This is a genomic window from Pseudomonas sp. S2_F03 (genome assembly GCF_054668335.1).
The window spans coordinates 2,778,860-2,796,733 of the sequence record NZ_CP162759.1 but is presented as its reverse complement, the minus strand read 5'-3'; the positions used below and the strand labels follow the sequence as shown (position 1 = coordinate 2,796,733).

At 60.2% G+C, this 17,874-nt stretch carries 15 protein-coding genes and 1 pseudogene; 9 read left to right on the top strand and 7 right to left on the bottom strand.

The window, feature by feature from the left end:
* The first annotated feature begins 108 nt into the window (after positions 1 to 108).
* Positions 109 to 1,254, top strand: coding sequence for an MFS transporter (locus AB4N76_RS13205; RefSeq protein WP_460164532.1), 1,146 nt, complete (start codon positions 109 to 111; stop codon positions 1,252 to 1,254).
* Between the two features lie 25 nt (positions 1,255 to 1,279).
* Here the strand turns inward: AB4N76_RS13205 and AB4N76_RS13200 are convergent, their stop codons facing one another.
* Positions 1,280 to 2,854, bottom strand: a complete 1,575-nt coding sequence (locus tag AB4N76_RS13200) for a phospholipase D family protein (protein ID WP_046030659.1) — start codon at positions 2,852 to 2,854, stop codon at positions 1,280 to 1,282.
* A 60-nt stretch (positions 2,855 to 2,914) separates the two neighbouring features.
* A pseudogene (locus AB4N76_RS13195) lies at positions 2,915 to 4,347 on the bottom strand (aminotransferase-like domain-containing protein).
* A gap of 179 nt (positions 4,348 to 4,526) precedes the next feature.
* Here AB4N76_RS13195 and AB4N76_RS13190 point away from each other — a divergent pair.
* A complete protein-coding gene (locus AB4N76_RS13190; RefSeq protein ID WP_046030656.1) occupies positions 4,527 to 4,772 on the top strand; it encodes a DUF1127 domain-containing protein in 246 nt (81 codons plus the stop codon).
* A 295-nt stretch (positions 4,773 to 5,067) separates the two neighbouring features.
* Here AB4N76_RS13190 and AB4N76_RS13185 read toward each other — a convergent pair whose 3' ends face one another.
* Positions 5,068 to 6,096 (bottom strand): IS110 family RNA-guided transposase, encoded by a 1,029-nt coding sequence (locus AB4N76_RS13185; protein WP_460164493.1) that lies wholly within the window; start codon positions 6,094 to 6,096, stop codon positions 5,068 to 5,070.
* A gap of 151 nt (positions 6,097 to 6,247) precedes the next feature.
* Entirely contained in the window at positions 6,248 to 7,561 is a 1,314-nt protein-coding gene (locus AB4N76_RS13180) for an NAD(P)/FAD-dependent oxidoreductase (protein ID WP_077431036.1), read from the bottom strand.
* 147 nt (positions 7,562 to 7,708) lie between these two features.
* On the opposite strand from AB4N76_RS13180, the gene AB4N76_RS13175 reads away from it, so the two are divergent.
* A complete protein-coding gene (locus tag AB4N76_RS13175; protein WP_046030654.1) occupies positions 7,709 to 8,062 on the top strand; it encodes a YkgJ family cysteine cluster protein in 354 nt (117 codons plus the stop codon).
* Positions 8,063 to 8,185: 123 nt separating this feature from the next.
* Here AB4N76_RS13175 and AB4N76_RS13170 read toward each other — a convergent pair whose 3' ends face one another.
* A complete protein-coding gene (locus tag AB4N76_RS13170; protein WP_003177284.1) occupies positions 8,186 to 8,674 on the bottom strand; it encodes an Lrp/AsnC ligand binding domain-containing protein in 489 nt (162 codons plus the stop codon).
* Positions 8,675 to 8,831: 157 nt separating this feature from the next.
* Here AB4N76_RS13170 and dadA point away from each other — a divergent pair, with 157 nt between their 5' ends.
* From dadA to AB4N76_RS13140, 6 genes are all read left to right on the top strand, one after another.
* On the top strand, positions 8,832 to 10,136 hold the full coding sequence (dadA, locus tag AB4N76_RS13165; RefSeq protein ID WP_046031107.1) for a D-amino acid dehydrogenase: 1,305 nt from the start codon (positions 8,832 to 8,834) through the stop codon (positions 10,134 to 10,136).
* Positions 10,108 to 10,461, top strand: coding sequence for a RidA family protein (locus AB4N76_RS13160; protein ID WP_027926366.1), 354 nt, complete (start codon positions 10,108 to 10,110; stop codon positions 10,459 to 10,461). Before dadA ends, AB4N76_RS13160 begins: the two co-directional genes overlap by 29 nt.
* 95 nt (positions 10,462 to 10,556) lie before the next feature.
* Positions 10,557 to 11,630: an alanine racemase gene (alr, locus tag AB4N76_RS13155; RefSeq protein WP_077431037.1), complete on the top strand. Its 1,074-nt coding sequence runs from the start codon at positions 10,557 to 10,559 to the stop codon at positions 11,628 to 11,630.
* Between the two features lie 128 nt (positions 11,631 to 11,758).
* Positions 11,759 to 12,307, top strand: a complete 549-nt coding sequence (locus AB4N76_RS13150) for a cupin domain-containing protein (protein ID WP_007947433.1) — start codon at positions 11,759 to 11,761, stop codon at positions 12,305 to 12,307.
* 183 nt (positions 12,308 to 12,490) lie between these two features.
* Positions 12,491 to 12,907, top strand: coding sequence for a c-type cytochrome (locus tag AB4N76_RS13145; RefSeq protein WP_033053381.1), 417 nt, complete (start codon positions 12,491 to 12,493; stop codon positions 12,905 to 12,907).
* Positions 12,908 to 13,041: 134 nt separating this feature from the next.
* Positions 13,042 to 14,964: an acetyl-CoA hydrolase/transferase C-terminal domain-containing protein gene (locus AB4N76_RS13140; RefSeq protein ID WP_460164531.1), complete on the top strand. Its 1,923-nt coding sequence runs from the start codon at positions 13,042 to 13,044 to the stop codon at positions 14,962 to 14,964.
* Between the two features lie 128 nt (positions 14,965 to 15,092).
* Here the strand turns inward: AB4N76_RS13140 and AB4N76_RS13135 are convergent, their stop codons facing one another.
* Entirely contained in the window at positions 15,093 to 15,665 is a 573-nt protein-coding gene (locus tag AB4N76_RS13135) for a xanthine phosphoribosyltransferase (protein WP_046030651.1), read from the bottom strand.
* Positions 15,666 to 15,750: 85 nt separating this feature from the next.
* The gene (gene rep / locus AB4N76_RS13130) at positions 15,751 to 17,760 is read right to left on the bottom strand and encodes a DNA helicase Rep (protein ID WP_046030650.1); all 2,010 of its coding nucleotides are present in this window, start codon (positions 17,758 to 17,760) and stop codon (positions 15,751 to 15,753) included.
* Positions 17,761 to 17,874 lie beyond the last annotated feature (114 nt).

Genomic DNA, 17,874 nt, shown 5'->3' with positions numbered 1-17,874 from the left:
GCGGTCTGACAGTCGACGTCATTGTTGAATGTGAAACCGCTATCGCGAGCAAGCTCGCTCCCACAGTGTTTTGTGGTGTACATAAAAATATCCACAGGAGCGTGGAACATGCGTTGGGCGACTTATTTCGCCGTGTTGGCGTCTGTCTTGAGTGTCGGTCTGGCCTTGGGCGTCAGCATGCCGCTGGTGTCGTTTCGCCTGGAAAGCTGGGGCTACGACTCATTCGCCATCGGCGTGATGGCGGCGATGCCGGCCATTGGCGTGTTGCTGGGGGCGAAAGTCTCCAGCCACCTGGCCGCGCGTCTGGGCACGGCCAATCTGATGCGTCTGTGCCTGTGGGCCGGGGCGTTGTCCATCGGTTTGCTGGCGCTGTTGCCGAGCTATCCGATCTGGCTGGTGTTGCGGCTGATGATCGGAGTCATTCTGACGCTGGTCTTTATTCTCGGTGAAAGCTGGATCAACCAACTCGTGGTGGAAGAGTGGCGCGGGCGGCTGGTTGCGCTGTATGGCTGCAGCTATGCCCTGAGCCAGCTTGCCGGGCCTGTGCTGCTGGGTGTTCTGGGCACTGAACACGATTACGGATTCTGGGTCGGTGTTGGCTTGCTGACAGCGGCACCGTTCCTGTTGTTGGGTCGCGGCGGCGCGCCCAGCAGCGAAGCGAGTGGCGTGACGTTCGGCGATTTGTGGGTTTTCTGTCGTGGCCTGCCGGCGATTGCCTGGGCGGTGTCGTTGTTCGCCGCGTTCGAGGCGATGATCCTGACGTTGTTGCCGGTGTACTGCCTGCGTCGAGGTTTCACCACGGAGATTGCCCTGGCGATGGTCAGTACCGTGGTGGTCGGTGATGCGTTGTTGCAGCTGCCGATTGGCGCGCTGGCGGATCGATTGTCCCGACGCACGCTGTTCACGGGCTGCGCCGTGGTCTTGCTGTTGTCGAGCCTGGCGATTCCGTTGTTGATCGACACGCTGCTGATCTGGCCGTTGTGGGTGTTGTTCGGCGCCAGTGCGGGCGGCTTGTTCACCTTGTCACTGATCCTGATCGGCGAGCGTTATCGCGACGATGCGCTGGTGCGCGCCAATGCCCATATCGCGCAGCTGTGGGGGATCGGTTGCCTGGTCGGGCCATTGGCGGCGGGTGCCGGCAGCCAGTGGATCAGTGGGCATGCGTTGCCGTTGTTGATGGCGGCCGGGGCATTCGGCTTGGTGATTCTGCTGATGCGCCAGGGTGCGTTTGGCACGGTTGCCGAACCTGCCTGACTCCTACAGAGATTTTTATCGCCTGTTAGAGCATCCGCTCCAGGCCGACGGTGGTGCTCATCCATGCGTTGAACCGCCGCCACCAGCTCCCCGGTTCTTTGGTCAGGGTGTGCAACTGGCCGTCATCTTCGGTGACCCAGACCACCCGGTCATCCTCCAGTTTCGCCTCATAGCTCAACGGTGGCGCCATGCCCTGCATTGCCAAATCGCGCACATGCGCGGCCAGCTCGGGACTGTCCACCAACACGCCGACTTCGGTGTTCCACAGCACCGAGCGCGGATCGAAATTGAACGAGCCGACGAAGGATTTCTGTTGGTCGAAGACGATGGCCTTGCTGTGCAGGCTGGAGTCGGAGCCCGAGTAAGTCGGGCGTCCGAAAAAGTGTGGCCCACTGCCGCTGCCTCCGCCCGCACCCGGCTGGCGGCGCAGCTCGAACAACTTCACGCCGTGTTCCAGTAATGCCTTGCGATAGGGCGCATACCCGCCATGCACGGCCGGCACGTCCGTGGCTTCCAGTGAGTTGGTCAGCAAGCTCACGGACACACCGGCATCGGCGCGACCGGTCAGGTACACCAGGCCTGGCTGGCCGGGCACGAAGTAAGCCGAGAGCATGATCAGCTCTTTGCTGACGCTCTTCATTTCAGGTGCCAGTTGCGTCGTCAGCAACAGTTGCGGATCTGGGTCGCCGTCGGCCAGCACCTTGCTCGGTGCGTCCCATAACGCCTGATTCCAGGCCCAGATCAGCTCTCGGCGCCAGATGTCCAGGCGCGGGTGCGTCTTGAAGGTCATCAATTGCTGATACAGCGCATGGTTCTGTTTGCGCGATTCATCCAGCGACTCCTCCAGGCGGGTCCGGGTGTTTTGCAGGTCCTTGGCCGTCGGTTTGCTGGACAGGAATTGCTCGATCGGCTTGCTCAGCGCGCTGTTCCAGTACTGATCGAAACTGTGTCCCAGCTGTTCGGCCACCGGGCCGACGCTGAGCATGTCGATGTCGGTGAAATTCATGTTGGGCTCGGCATCGAAGTACTCGTCGCCCAGATTGCGCCCACCCACGATCGCCATGCTGTTGTCCGCCAGCCACAGTTTGTTGTGCATGCGCCGATGTTGCAGCGACAGGTTGAACAGGCGGCCCACGGTTCGCGTCACGCCGGAGCTGCGCCCCAAATGCAACGGGTTGAACACGCGGATCTGGATTTTCGGGTGCGCCGCGAGGGTCGCGATGATTTGATCCTGGCCGTCGCTGGTGGTGTCGTCGAGCAGAATGCGCACCCGTACGCCACGGTCGGCAGCCTTGAGCAGTTCTTCTACCAGCATTCGCGTGCTGATGCCGTCATGCACGATGTAGTACTGCAAATCGAGGCTGCTTTGTGCGTTGCGGATCAGTTCGGCGCGGGCGGTGAAGGCCTCGGTGCTGTCGGACAGCAGGCGGAAGCCCGAGCGACCCTGATAAGGCGCGGCCTGCGCCTGGACCGAGCGACCGAACGCCGAGTCGCTGGCGGGCAGCGCCTGGCTCGGATGGCGCTGAACGTCAACGCTGGCGCAGCCGCTGAGGAACGAGGCGAAGAGCAGAACAGCGAGCAGGTTTTGTCTGACTCTCACGTAGGATCGTTCCGATTGGCGGCAGGTATCGGCATATGGACGCTGGTTTCCCGAGAAAAGTCAGTCAGTGATGCTGTCAGTTTCGGCTAACAGTTTGATCGCCAAGGCACCGACCTTGCGCACCGCTTCTTCGATCTGCGGTGTTGGCTTGGCAGCGTAGTTCATGCGCAGGCAGTTGCGGTACTTGCCCGAGGCAGAAAAGATGCTGCCCACGGCAATCTGTACGCCTTGATCGTGCAACGCACGATTCAGTTTCAGGGTGTCGAAGCTTTCCGGCAGCTCGACCCACAGCATGAAGCTGCCCTGCGGGCGACTGGCGCGGGTACCGGCCGGGAAGTAGCGCGTGACCCAGTCGATCATTACGTCGCGATTACGCTGGTATTGCGTGCGCATCCGCCGCAAATGCGGTTCGAAGTGCCCCGCCTTGAGAAACTCGGCAATCGCAATCTGCGGTTGTGGTGCGGTAGAGCCAGTGCTGATGTATTTCATGTGCAGCACCCGTTCCAGGTAACGGCCGGGCGCGACCCAGCCGATGCGCAATCCAGGCGCCAGGGTCTTGGAAAACGAACTGCACAGCAGGACGCGACCGTCCTCGTCGAAGGACTTGATCGTGCGTGGGCGCGGGTAGGTGTAGGCCAGTTCGCCATACACATCGTCCTCGATGATCGCCACGTCAAAACGCTGTGCCAGCGTCAACAACGCGCGTTTGCGCGACTCGGGCATGATGTAGCCCAGCGGGTTGTTGCAGTTGGGGGTCAACTGTATGACTTTGATCGGCCACTGTTCCAGGGCCAGTTCCAGCGCATCGAGGCTGATGCCGGTGAGTGGGTCGGTGGGAATCTCCAGGGCTTTCATGCCCAACCCCTTCAGGGTTTGCATGGCGCCGTGAAAGCTCGGCGAGTCCACCGCCACAATGTCCCCCGGCTCGCAGATGGCCCGAATGCTGGTGGACAGCGCTTCATGGCAGCCGGTCGTGATCACCAGTTCGCTGGCGCTCAACTGGCAACCGGAGTCGAGCATCAGGCGTGCAATCTGTTCACGCAGTTCGAGGGTGCCGTGGATGTTGTCGTAATACAGACCGGGCATGTCTTGTCGGCGGCTGATACGCGCGAGGTTGCGCAGTAGCGGTTTCATGGTCGGGGTGGTGATGTCCGGCATGCCGCGACCCAGTTGCACCACGTCTTTGCGTGGCACCGCGCGGATCAGCTCCAGCACCTGGTCCCATTGCGAAATATCCACCGGTCGCTGGGCCGGGCGCCCGATGGCCGGCAGCTCCGGCAGTTCACGACCCACCGGCACGAAGTAGCCCGACTTGGTTTCGGCGTCGCCAGGCCACTGTCTTCCAGGACGCGATAGGCCTGCTGCACGGTGCTCAGGCTGACGCCATGTTCGACACTCAACGCCCGCACCGAGGGCAGCCGGTCACCGGGGCGATAGAAACCCTGTTCGATACGCGTGCCGAGCAATTCGGCGAGGTTGACGTAAAGGGTCATGGTGCAGTCTCGGTGTGAGTGATTCGGTTAACCAATACAGATCGGGCAAAAAACTGGGATTCAGACGCTGAAACGTAAAATCTGTATGGAATTAATACTTGTGTGTTGAATCTGTAATGCTTTTCGTCGTCCACGCATCATGAAAGCTCTGGCTACCCAAGTAAACAGGAGCAATCAAAATGAACGGCTTGAGCGATGTGCGGCTGACGTTACACAGTCAGGAACTGGCGAGAGGGCAGGAACACGGTACGCGTGAAGCGCTGTTGCGCAACGCACCGTCCGGCCTGGGTCGCTGGGGTCTGTTCTGGCATCGTCTGCACACGCGCAAGGCGTTGCTGGCGCTGACGCCGGAGCAGCTCAGGGATGTGGGGCTGTCTCCGGAGCAGGCGCGGGAGGAGGGGCTCAAGCCTTTCTGGCGGATCTGATCTGTGGTGTTCTTTCGGGCCTCATCGCGGGCAAGCCCGGCTCCTACATCTATGGTTACCCCCTTTCTGCAATACTGTTTTTGATGTCGTGTTTGGCTTGCTTTCATCTATCCGGCGTCTGAGTGGGGCTGTCACCCCGCGCCTCGATGAGAATCGATTCCCAACGACCCTAATTAGTTGAACGGCCTTACAGCCGTGTAGGAGCTCAGGGTTGTCGTCAGGCCGGTTGGCCGTTCACGTCATCAGTTATCCAGCATCGCAAAACCAGGTGGGTGGTGCTCGGGTGACAGCGGGGTCAGGCGTTCATCGCGGCTGGCCCCGCATCGAATTCAGTGTGGTGTGCGGCTATCGCCCAGGCGATTCTTGCCAGCTTGTTGGCCAGCGCGCAGACCACGAGATTGGAGTGGTGGCGAGTGGCTAATAGTTGGCGGACCCAGTCCGCCAGGGCACCTTTCTGTCGTTCCAGCTGTATCAAGTAAACCCGGGCGCACTGGATGAGCAGGCGCCTCTGATTTCGATCGCCGCGCTTGCTGATGCCCAGCAACACGATCTTGTCGCCCGTGCCGTGCTGTTTGGGTACCAGCCCGATCGACGCCGCATAACCTCGGCCGCATTTGAACTGTTTGCCATCGCCCAACTCGGCAGCCAGGGCGCTGGAGGTGATCGGGCCGACGCATGGCATGGTCATCAAACGAGCCGCCAGATCATCTTCAGCGGCCCGGCATTCCACCTCCTTGTCCAGCGCTTTGACCTTCCCATCCAGATAGTTGAAGTGCTCATGCAGCCCCATCAGAATTTTTTTGATGGAGCCGGAAAATGAACTCATCTCAAGCAACGCTGGAAGTTCTTTGATGGATTTGAAGCCGGGAGCCAGGCTGATACCCACCTCCAGCAGGGCGGCGTGAATGCGATTGACAGTGGCGGTACGGTCTTTGATGAAGGCATCGCGGGTGGAGTTGAGCATCGCCAGCGCCTGCTGAGCCTGGGTTTTGGGGGGCACGAAGCGCATCGTGGGGCGAGACGCCGCCTCGCAGATCGCTTCGGCATCAGCGAAGTCGTTCTTGTTGCTTTTCACGTAAGGGCGCACGAGATGAGGCGCAATGAGCTTGGGCGTATGCCCCAGCTTGGCGACCTCCTGTGCCATGAAGTGGGCACCGCCACAGGCTTCCATCACGACGGTGCAGGGCTCCAGTTTCGCCAGATATTGGGTGAGCGCTGCCCGCGTAAACTTTTTGCGGTGAACCTCGTGGCCGCGATCATCTTGGGCATGCAGATGAAAGGAGTGTTTTCCGAGGTCGATGGCGGCAATAGCTACGTTGTTCATGGCAATGATCTCCGATGAGCCCCCTGTGAAAGCTTAGTGGGCGATCACAGGGGGCAGCGGGGGTAGCCATTTCATTAGTTTTGTGTCGTGCGCAGATTAACTAGGAGCCGGGCTTGCCCGCGATGGCGTCTGTGCTGGCACCGAAGATCCCTCAGGCCAACTCTTTAAGCCGATGCCAAAGCATCCCCAACGCCAACAACGGTGAACGCAAATGTTTGCCGCCAGGGAAGGTGATGTGCGGCACCTTGGCAAACAGATCGAACCCGCCGCTGTGCTGGCCACAGATCGCCTCGGCCAGCAACTGGCCGGCCAGATGCGTGGCATTTACCCCATGACCGGAATAGGCCTGGGCGTAATACACGTTGGGCTGGTCTTTAAGTCGGCCGATCTGCGGCAGCCGGTTGGCGCCGATGCCGATCATCCCGCCCCATTGATAGTCGATTTTCACCGCGCCCAGTTGCGGGAAGACGTCCAGCATCTTCGGTCGCATGTACGCCGCGATGTCTTTCGGATCACGGCCTGAATAGTGACAGGCGCCCCCAAACAGCAAGCGTCGGTCTGCCGAGAGGCGATAGTAATCGAGCGCCACCCGCTGATCGCAGACCGCCATGTTCTGCGGCAGCAGGGCGTGCGCCTGTTCTTTGCTCAAGGGTTCGGTGGCAATGATGTAGCTGCCGGCCGGCAGGACCTTGCCGCTGAGTTCAGGGTTGAGTTGGTTGAGGTAGGCGTTGCAGCCCAGCACCAGAGTCTTGGCGCGGACCGAGCCCTGGGCCGTGTGGACTTTGATTTCGGGGCCGTAATCGATGCGAGAGACCGCCGATTGTTCAAACAACAGCGCCCCCAATTGCTGGGCGGCGGCCGCTTCGCCCAGTGCCAGGTTCAGTGGGTGCAAATGTCCTGAGCCCATGTCGATCAGGCCTCCAACGTAACGGTCGGAGCCCACCACCGTGTGCATTTCATTGGCTTGCAGCAGGCGGGTTTCATAACGGTAACCGAGGCCGCGCAGCTCTTCGGCGTCTTCGGCGAAGCCTTCGAGGTCGCGTGGCTTGTTGGCCAGGTCGCAGTAACCCCAGGTCAGGTCGCAAGGGATCTGAAAGCGTTCGACACGCTGGCGGACGATTTCCACCGCCTCAAGGCCCATGAGTTTCATCTGACGCACGCCGTCCGCACCGATCACGTTGGCGAACTGGTCCAGGCCATGGCCGACACCGCGAATCAACTGCCCGCCATTGCGTCCGCTGGCACCCCAGCCAATCTTGTGGGCTTCAAGCAGGATGACACTCAAGCCACGCTCCGCCAGTTCAAGCGCCGTGTTCAGCCCGGAAAACCCGCCGCCGACCACGCACACATCCGCTACCAGGTCACCGCTGAGCGCCGGATAGTCAGGCTGCGGCAGGCTGCTGGCGGCGTAATAAGAGGCGGTGTGCTGGTGGCCTGGGGCAGATTGCTGAGCACCGGCATTCATGGGCGTATTCCCGATTCTGGCGTTTGGAAAATTTGACGGAGCATAAGCCGGACCTTCGGATGCGGGCAACATTGGTCGGCTGCTGCTGTATGGATCGGCGCCTTTGCTTCAGAATCGCGCTCTATTTCGCTTTTGGTCACCGCTTCAATGAGCTGCAACAGTCAGAAAATACGCACGCTGCGCCAGCAGATTCCGTCGTTCGAGTGTGTGCCCGGCTGCCATGACTGCTGTGGGCCGGTGACGACCTCGCCGGAAGAAATGTCCCGCCTGCCGCGCAAGACCCGCGCCGAGCAGGATGCGGCGATGGATGAACTCAATTGCGTTCACTTGGGGCCCAGCGGCTGCACGGTCTATGACGAGCGACCGCTGATCTGCCGGTTGTTCGGCACCACCAAGACGCTGCCATGCCCGAATGGGCGGGCGCCGGTGGAACTGATTCATCCACGGGTGGAGAAGCAGATCCATGAGTACATGGCGTCTACCCGGCAGGTGTTGGTCTAGATTGATCGTTCCCACGCTCTGCGTGGGAATGCCTCTTCGGACGCTCTGCGTTCGGCTTTGGATGGGACGCAGAGCATCCCGGGCTGCATTCCCACGCGGAGCATGGGAACGATCAGTGGAGGCTCAATCCGGAATCGGCAGGCTCAAGCTCTCTTTCACCTCTTCCATCACGATGTAGCTCTTGGATTCGCGAACATGCGGCAGCTTGAGCAGGATATCGCCCAGCAGTTTGCGGTACGAGGCCATCTCGGAAATCCGCGCCTTCACCAGATAGTCGAAATCCCCTGACACCAGGTGGCATTCCAGTACATGGGGCAATTTCAGCACTGCACGTCGGAACTCTTCGAAAGTATCGCCGGATTTGTAGTCGAGACTGATCTCGACGAACACCAGGAGACTACCCTTCAGGTGTTGCGGATTGAGCCGGGCGTTGTAGCCCATGATGATCCCTTCGCGCTCCAGACGCCGGACCCGCTCCGTACAGGGCGTGGTCGAGAGCCCGACCTTTTCCCCCAGCTCCGTGAAGGAGATACGTCCGTCCGCTTGCAGGATCCGCAAGATGTTGCGATCGATCTTGTCCAGCTCCCGTTTGGTCTGGGTGTTGGTACGCATAGGGGATGCGCCTCCGTGAAAAGGGTTTTTGCCGAGAATTGTCGCCAAATATAGCTGCTTATATAGTGAAAAACACTGGCAAATCTTTTTTACACTGCGCTCATCACTGTTTGAATACAACACACGTCAGCGGTCAGCCGCGATGAGGGATATGAAAATGCGCGTTATGGTCTTGGGTAGCGGCGTCATCGGTACCGCCAGTGCTTACTATCTGGCTCGTGCCGGGTTTGAAGTGGTGGTGGTGGACCGTCAGCCGGCCGCTGCCATGGAGACCAGTTTCGCCAACGCAGGCCAGGTCTCGCCGGGCTATGCCTCGCCGTGGGCCGCGCCGGGCGTGCCGCTCAAAGCCATCAAATGGTTGTTGCAGCGCCACGCGCCGCTGGCGATCAAGGCAACTGCCGACATCGACCAATACCTGTGGATGGCGCAGATGCTGCGCAACTGCACCGCCAGCCGTTACGCGGTGAACAAGGAGCGCATGGTCCGCCTGTCCGAGTACAGCCGTGACTGCCTCGACGAATTGCGCGCCGAAACCGGTATTGCCTACGAAGGCCGCAGCCTCGGCACCACCCAATTGTTCCGCACCCAGGCTCAACTGGACGGCGCCGCGAAAGACATCGCCGTGCTGAAAGAGTCCGGCGTACCGTTCGAACTGCTCGACCGCGCCGGCATTGCCCGCGTTGAGCCAGCGCTGGCCAGCGTCACCGACATCCTCGCCGGTGCCCTGCGCCTGCCGAACGACCAGACGGGCGACTGCCAGATTTTCACCACCCGCCTGGCCGAAATGGCTGTGAAACTGGGTGTGGAATTCCGCTTCGGCCAGGACATCCAGAAACTCGACTACGCCGGTGATCGCATCAACGGCGTGTGGATCGACGGCAAGCTGGAAACCGCTGACCGCTACGTATTGGCACTCGGCAGCTACTCGCCGCAATTGCTCAAGCCGCTGGGGATCAAGGCGCCGGTGTACCCGCTCAAGGGTTACTCGCTGACCGTGCCGATCACCAACCCGGCGATGGCCCCGACCTCGACCATTCTCGACGAGACCTACAAGGTCGCGATCACCCGTTTCGACAACCGCATCCGCGTCGGCGGCATGGCGGAGATCGCCGGTTTTGACCTGTCGCTGAACCCGCGCCGCCGCGAAACCCTGGAGATGATCGTCAACGACCTTTATCCTCAGGGCGGCGATCTGGCCCAGGCGAGTTTCTGGACCGGCCTGCGTCCGACTACCCCGGATGGCACGCCGATCGTTGGCGCGACACCGTTCAAGAACCTGTTCCTGAACACCGGTCACGGCACACTCGGCTGGACCATGGCCTGTGGCTCCGGCCGCTTGCTGGCCGACCTGATGGCCAAGAAAACGCCGCAGATCAGCGCCGAAGGCCTCGATATTTCCCGTTATGGCAGCAAACCCCAGGAGTCCGCAAAACATGGCAATCCAGCGCCAGCTCACCAATGAGCGCATGAGTCAGATCGTCAGCCACAACGGCACCGTGTATCTGGCGGGGCAGGTCGGCGATGACTTCAACGCCGGGATTGAACAGCAGACCCGCGACGTCCTCGGCAATATCGAGCGTTTGCTGGATCTGGCCGGGACTGACAAGCAGCATCTGCTGTCGGCGACGATCTACCTGAACGACATCGAGGCGCACTTTGCCGGGATGAACTCGGTGTGGGACCAGTGGCTGCCCAAAGGCGCCGCACCGGCCCGGGCCACCGTCGAAGCGAAGATGGCCAAGCCGAGCATCCTGGTTGAGATCTCCATCGTCGCCGCGTTGCCGTAACCTTTTACAAGATCCCTCTGCCGGTGCTGTTGGCGGTTCACGCCGCCAGCCAGCGCCGGTTTTTTTATTCTACGACCGCCTAGAAGTCTGCCGCCATGCGCCCAGCCCGTGCCCTGATCGACCTTCAAGCCCTGCGTCACAACTTCCGTATCGCCCGTGAAATCACCGGGGCCAAAGCCCTCGCGGTGATCAAGGCCGATGCCTACGGTCATGGTGCGGTGCGTTGCGCCCAAGCGCTGGAAGCCGAAGCTGACGGTTTTGCCGTGGCCTGCATCGAAGAAGCGTTGGAGCTGCGCGCGGCGGGTATTCGGGCGCCGGTGTTGCTGCTGGAAGGATTCTTCGAAGCCGATGAGTTGGCGCTGATCGTCGAGCATGATTTCTGGTGCGTGGTGCATTCGCTATGGCAACTCGAAGCCATCGAAAAAGCCACACTGAGCAAGCCGATCACGGTCTGGCTCAAGCTCGATTCGGGCATGCACCGCGTCGGCCTGCATCCAAAGGATTATCAGGACGCCTATCAACGGCTGCTGGCCAGCGGCAAGGTCGCGAAAGTCGTGCTGATGAGTCACTTCGCCCGGGCCGATGAGCTGCACGAACAGGCCAGTGCCGAGCAGGTCGCGGTGTTTGAAGCCGCGCGTAAAGGCTTGTCGGCGGAAGTCAGCCTGCGCAATTCGCCGGCGGTGCTGGGCTGGCCGCAGATCCCGAGTGACTGGGTTCGCCCCGGCATCATGATGTACGGCGCGACGCCGTTCGAAGAAGCCAACACCGTGGCGGCGCGCCTGCAACCGGTGATGACCCTGGAATCCAAAGTGATTTGCGTGCGTGAACTGCCCGCCGGCGAGCCGATCGGTTACGGCGCCAAATTCATTACACCCAAGCCGATGCGCGTCGGCGTGGTCGCCATGGGTTATGCCGATGGTTATCCGCGTCATGCTCCGACCGGTACGCCGGTGCTGGTGGCCGGGCAGCGCAGCCAGTTGATCGGCCGCGTATCGATGGACATGCTCTGCATCGACCTGACCGATGTACCGCAAGCCGGCCTCGGTTCGACCGTCGAGTTGTGGGGCAAAAATATCCTCGCCAGCGACGTGGCGGCGGCCGCGGACACGATTCCTTATCAGATCTTCTGCAACCTGCGCCGGGTGCCACTGCTCTATTCCGAGGGCTGACACCCAGCGGTCCACACCGGAAGTCGCCTCGCCCCACAGGATTCAGGTCCAAGTGTTGTAAATACTGAACGCTGTCGCCATGATAACGCTCAATATTCCTACAACCTGAATCCCTGGAGGCGCAAGCATTGGACGTCGGTGAACGACTGCAATCCATCCGTAAGCTCAAAGGCCTTTCGCAGCGTGAGCTCGCCAAGCGCGCGGGTGTCACCAACAGCACGATTTCGATGATCGAGAAGAACAGCGTCAGCCCCTCGATCAGTTCGCTGCGCAAAGTACTGGGCGGGATTCCCATGTCCATGGTCGAGTTCTTTTCTGAAGAAATCCTGCAGGAAAAACCGACGCAGATCGTCTACAAAGCCAACGAACTGATCGATATTTCCGATGGCGCAGTGACCATGAAACTGGTCGGCCGTGCTCATCCGAGCCGGGCCATCGCCTTTCTGAATGAAATCTACCCGCCAGGCGCCGATACCGGTGACGAGATGCTCACCCATGAGGGCGAGGAGACCGGCATTTTGGTGGAGGGTCGGCTGGAACTGGTGGTCGGGCTTGAAACTTTTGTGCTCGAAGCCGGCGATAGCTACTACTTTGAGAGTACCAAGCCGCATCGTTTCCGAAATCCGTTCGATGCGCCGGCGCGACTAATCAGCGCAGCGACACCGGCGAATTTCTAAGTAAAGAAGGCGCCCTGCCAGTCAGGCCGAGGCACCCAGGCAGTTTTTCCGCTGCAGCATAAGACCCCTTCGACTTTGGGGTTGTTTCAGTGTGGCGGGCTTACCGCTATACTTGCGCCCGCCTGCGAACCGTGGCCGTAGGCGTGACTAGCCACCATTGAGGGTGAACGCGTGAATCTAATTATGAAAATGCTGGCTGTACCAGCAACCGTATTGGCCCTTTGGGCTGTCAGCGCTCAAGCTGCGACGAACGACGATATTGCCAAACGCCTTGAGCCAGTCGGCCAGGTTTGCGTTCAGGGCAAAGAGTGCAAGGGGATGGAAGTTGCTGCCTCTGCTGGCGGTGGTGGCGGTGCCAAAACCCCGGACGAAGTGATTGCTAAACATTGCAACGCTTGCCACGGCACTGGCCTGTTGGGCGCACCGAAAATCGGTGACGCCGCAGCGTGGGGCGAGCGTGCCAAGAAGGAAGGCGGTGTTGACGGCCTGCTCGCAAAGGCGATCTCCGGTCTCAATGCAATGCCGCCAAAAGGCACCTGCGCCGATTGCGCGGACGCCGAGCTCAAAGGCGCCATCCAGAAGATGTCCGGCCTGAAATAAGCCAGCGTTTTCAGCGAAAAAGCCGCTTTCGAGCGGTTTTTTTGTGCCTGCGATTTGTGCCTGAGACTGTTCAATGCAGCAAAGACCCGGCAAGCTCGGTCCAACCCGAATCACGGAATGTAAGGGAGGATCAGATGGTTCAGCTGTGTTCAATCGAACAGGCCGTGGATGACGTGTTGGCACGGTTGCCGGCGCACATTCACATGGGCTTGCCCCTTGGCCTGGGTAAACCCAACCACTTCGTCAACGCGCTGTACCAGCGCATTGCGCAACTGCCGCAGCGGCGGCTGACGATCTACACCGCGCTGTGCCTGGGCCGTCCGGCATTGGGCGATGGTTTGCAGAAGCGCTTCCTCGAACCCTTCATCGAACAGGTATTCGGCGACTATCCGGAGCTGGATTTTCTGCAGGGTCTGCACAAAGACAACCTGCCGCCGAACATCCACATCCAGCAGTTCTTCATGCAGCCCGGCAGCCTGCTGCACAGCGCGTCAGCCCAGCAGGACTACGTCAGCAGCAACTACAGCCACGCCGCACGGGACATCAACGCTGCCGGTTTGAACCTGGTCGCGCAATTGGTGGCGAGCCACAGCGATCATCCCGATCGCCTGAGCCTGAGTTGCAACCCGGACATCACCCTCGACCTGTTCCCGATGATCGCCAGACGCCGGGCGGCGGGGGAAACGATTCTGCTGGTGGGCCAGGTACACAACGACTTGCCCTATATGCCAGGCGACGCGGAGGTGGGCATCGACACCTTTGACCTGCTGATCGACAAGAAAGACAGCACCACGCTGTTTTCCACGCCGAACATGCCGGTGGGCTTTCAGGATCACTTCATCGGCCTGCACGCCAGCACCCTGGTGCGCGACGGTGGCACGCTGCAGATCGGTATCGGCGCCATGGGCGATGCTCTAACGGCGGCGTTGCTGGCGCGTCAGGCCGACAATGACGGTTACAAGGCTTTGCTGGCAGACGTGAATCTGAGCCAGTGGGCGCAGTTGATCGAGCGCGAAGGCGGCCTCGAACCTTTCGCCAAAGGCCTGTACGGTTGCAGCGAAATGTTCGTCAACGGCTTGCTGGTGCTCGCGGATGCCGGGATTGTGCGGCGCAAGGTCTATCCCGACGTCCTCACCCAGCAGCAGGCGAATGCCGGCACTCTGGACGAGGCCGCGCAAACCGACGGCATTTCGATTCACGGCGGGTTTTTCCTGGGACCACGCAGTTTCTATGAGCGCTTGCGGGAATTGCCGCAGAGCAAGCGCGTTGAATTCAACATGACCCGCATCAGCTACATCAATGAGCTTTACGGTCAGGAAGAACTCAAGCGCCTGCAGCGCCTGGATGCGCGCTTCATCAACACGGTGTTCACCATGACCCTGCTCGGTGCCGGCGTGGCCGATCAGCTCGAAGACGGACGAGTGCTGAGCGGTGTGGGTGGGCAATACAACTTCGTTGCCCAGGGCCATGCACTGGAAGGCGCACGTTCGGTGCTGTTGCTGCGCAGTTGGCGTGAGGCGGGCGGTGAGGTCAGTTCGAACATCGTCTGGGAGTACGGCCACTGCACGATCCCACGGCATCTGCGCGATATCGTGGTCACCGAATACGGCATCGCCGACTTGCGCGGCAAAAACGATGCGGCGGTGATCGAGGCGTTGCTCAATATCAGCGATTCGCGGTTTCAGTCGGGGCTGATCCAGCAGGCGCAGAGCGTTGGCAAGCTGCCCAAGGACTTCCGTATCGACCCACGCTTCGCCGACAACAGCCCAGAGCGTTTACAGGCGATTCAGGCGCAGCATCCGAACCTGTTTCCGGAATATCCGCTGGGCTGCGATTTCACTGAGGTGGAGCGCGACGTGTTGCGGGCGCTGAACTGGCTGAAGAGCAAGTTCAAACTGACGGAGATTCTGGAACTGGGCAAAGCTGCACTGGATGCGCCTGAGGCTTCGGTGTTTCCAGAGCATCTGGAGCGGATGCAACTGACCAACCCTGATGGGTTGAAGGAAGACCTGTTCCAGCGCCTGCTACTCACCGGCCTGAAAGCCACCGCTATTTAAACGGCTAGTGGAGATCAAATGTGGGAGCGGGCTTGCTCGCGAATGCGGTGTAACAGTCAAAGTTGATGTCGACTGACACACCGCCTTCGCGAGCAAGCCCGCTCCCACACTAGTTTTGTGGTGTAGCTTTAGTCGATGAAGGTCACGACGCCGCCGGCCAGCGACTGCACGCGGGCCAGCGATTCCACGCGATAACCCTGTGCATCCAGTTCGGCACGACCACCCTGGAACGACTTCTCGATCACGATACCCAGGCCCGCCACGGTGGCGCCGGCCTGTTTGATGATCGAGATCAGTGCCTGCGATGCCTTACCGTTGGCCAAAAAGTCATCGATGATCAGCACGCGGTCGCTGCTGGTCAGGTGGCGCGGGGAAATCGCCACGGTGCTTTCGGTCTTCTTGGTGAACGAGTAAACGGTCGCCGACAGCAGGTTTTCAGTCAGGGTCAGGGACTGCTGCTTGCGGGCGAAGATCACCGGCACGCCGAGGTTCAGGCCGGTCATGATCGCCGGGGCGATGCCCGAGGCTTCGATGGTGACGATCTTGGTGATGCCCGAGTCCTTGAACAGAGCGGCGAATTCGTCGCCGATCAGCTTCATCAGGGCCGGGTCGATCTGGTGGTTCAAAAAGGCGTCTACCTTCAGGACCTGATCGGAAAGCACGATGCCTTGTTCGCGAATTTTCTGGTGCAGTGCTTCCATGAAGCGTTCCTCTACTGGCGCCATGTGCGCCGAGCTTGTCAAAAAGTGTTCGGTTAAAAATGCTTTGATTAAAAAGTGCTCAATTCTAGCGCTTTAACATCGCGCGTATATCCGCCAATGCGGTATTTCCGCGAACGGCTTTGACTTCAACCGGTGTGTCGTCGTTGCCTTCCCACGCCAGATCGTCCGGCGGCAGCTCATCAAGGAAGCGGCTCGGCGCGCAGTCGATGATTTCGCCGTACTGCTTGCGCTTGGCGGCGAAGGTGAAGGCCAGGGTCTGGCGCGCGCGGGTAATCCCGACGTAGGCCAGGCGGCGCTCTTCTTCGATGGTGTCGGCTTCGATGCTGGAGCGGTGCGGGAGGATTTCCTCTTCCATGCCCATGATGAACACGTAAGGGAATTCCAGGCCTTTGGACGCGTGCAAGGTCATCATTTGCACACCTTCGGCGCCGTCTTCCTCTTCCTGCTGGCGTTCGAGCATGTCGCGCAGGACGAGTTTGCCGATGGCGTCTTCGACGGTCATCTCGCCTTCTTCGTCTTTCTCCAAGGTGTTTTTCAACGCCTCGATCAGGAACCAGACGTTGCCCATGCGGTAATCGGCGGCCTTGTCACTGGAGCTGTTGGTGCGCAGCCAGTTCTCGTAGTCGATGTCCATGACCATGCTGCGCAATGCCGAAATCGGGTCTTCGCCGGCGCACTGCTCGCGCACCTTGTCCATGAAGCGCTTGAAGCGCGACAGGCGATCGGTGAAGCGCGTGTCCAGATGCTCACCCAGACCGATCTCATCGGTGGCGGCGTACATCGAGATTTTGCGTTCAGTAGCGTAGTTGCCGAGCTTTTCCAGGGTGGTCGAACCGATCTCCCGACGTGGGACGTTGATCACCCGCAGGAAGGCGTTGTCGTCGTCCGGGTTCACGATCAGGCGGAAGTAGGCCATCAGGTCTTTCACTTCCTGACGCCCGAAAAAGCTGTTGCCGCCGGAGAGGCGATACGGAATCTGGTGGTGTTGCAGCTTCAGCTCGATCAGCTTGGCCTGGTAGTTGCCGCGATACAGGATCGCGAAATCGCTGTACGGGCGGTCTGTGCGCAAATGCAGGGTCAGCAGTTCCACCGCCACGCGCTCGGCTTCGGCGTCTTCGTTGCGGCAGCGGATCACGCGGATTTCGTCGCCGTGGCCCATCTCGCTCCACAGCTGTTTTTCGAACTCGTGCGGGTTGTTCGAAATCAGCACGTTGGCGCAACGCAGGATGCGGCTGGTGGAGCGGTAGTTTTGCTCCAGCATCACCACTTTCAGGGACGGATAGTCGTCCTTGAGCAGCATCAGGTTTTCCGGGCGGGCGCCGCGCCAAGCGTAAATCGACTGGTCGTCGTCGCCGACCACGGTGAACTGGTTGCGCGTGCCGATCAGCAATTTCACCAGCAAATACTGGCTGGCGTTGGTGTCCTGGTATTCGTCGACCAGCAGGTAGCGGACTTTGTTCTGCCACTTTTCGAGGATGTCGGCGTGTTCCTGGAACAGCTTTACCGGCAGCAGGATCAGGTCGTCGAAGTCCACCGCGTTGAACGCCTTGAGCGTGCGCTGATAGTGGGTGTAGACGATGGCGGCGGTCTGCTCCTTGGGGTTGCGCGCGTTTTCCAGGGCTTCGGCGGGCAGGATCAGGTCGTTTTTCCACGAGCCGATCATGTTCTTGATCTCGTCGACGCCGTCGTCGCCCGCGTATTCCTTCTGCATGATGTCGGTCATCAAGGCTTTGACGTCAGTTTCGTCAAAGATCGAGAAGCCCGGTTTGTAACCCAGGCGCACGTGTTCCTTGCGGATGATGTTCAGGCCCAGATTGTGGAAGGTGCACACGGTCAGGCCACGGCCTTCGCCACCCTTGAGCAATGTGCCGACCCGTTCCTTCATCTCGCGCGCGGCCTTGTTGGTAAAGGTCATGGCGACGATGTACTGGGCACGGATGCCGCAGTTCTGGATCAGGTGCGCAATTTTGCGGGTGATCACGCTGGTCTTGCCGGAGCCTGCACCGGCGAGCACCAAAAGAGGGCCGCCGACGTAGCTCACGGCTTCTTGCTGCCGGGGATTGAGTCGGGACATACAGAATTCAGGGAGTCGTTTGTGAAATGGGCCGGCATTTTAACAGGCTCAGCGAATTGTGCTGCTCTGTCCGACTTGTGACGTAACACGCTTTCTCTAATTGCCGGTTTTGTT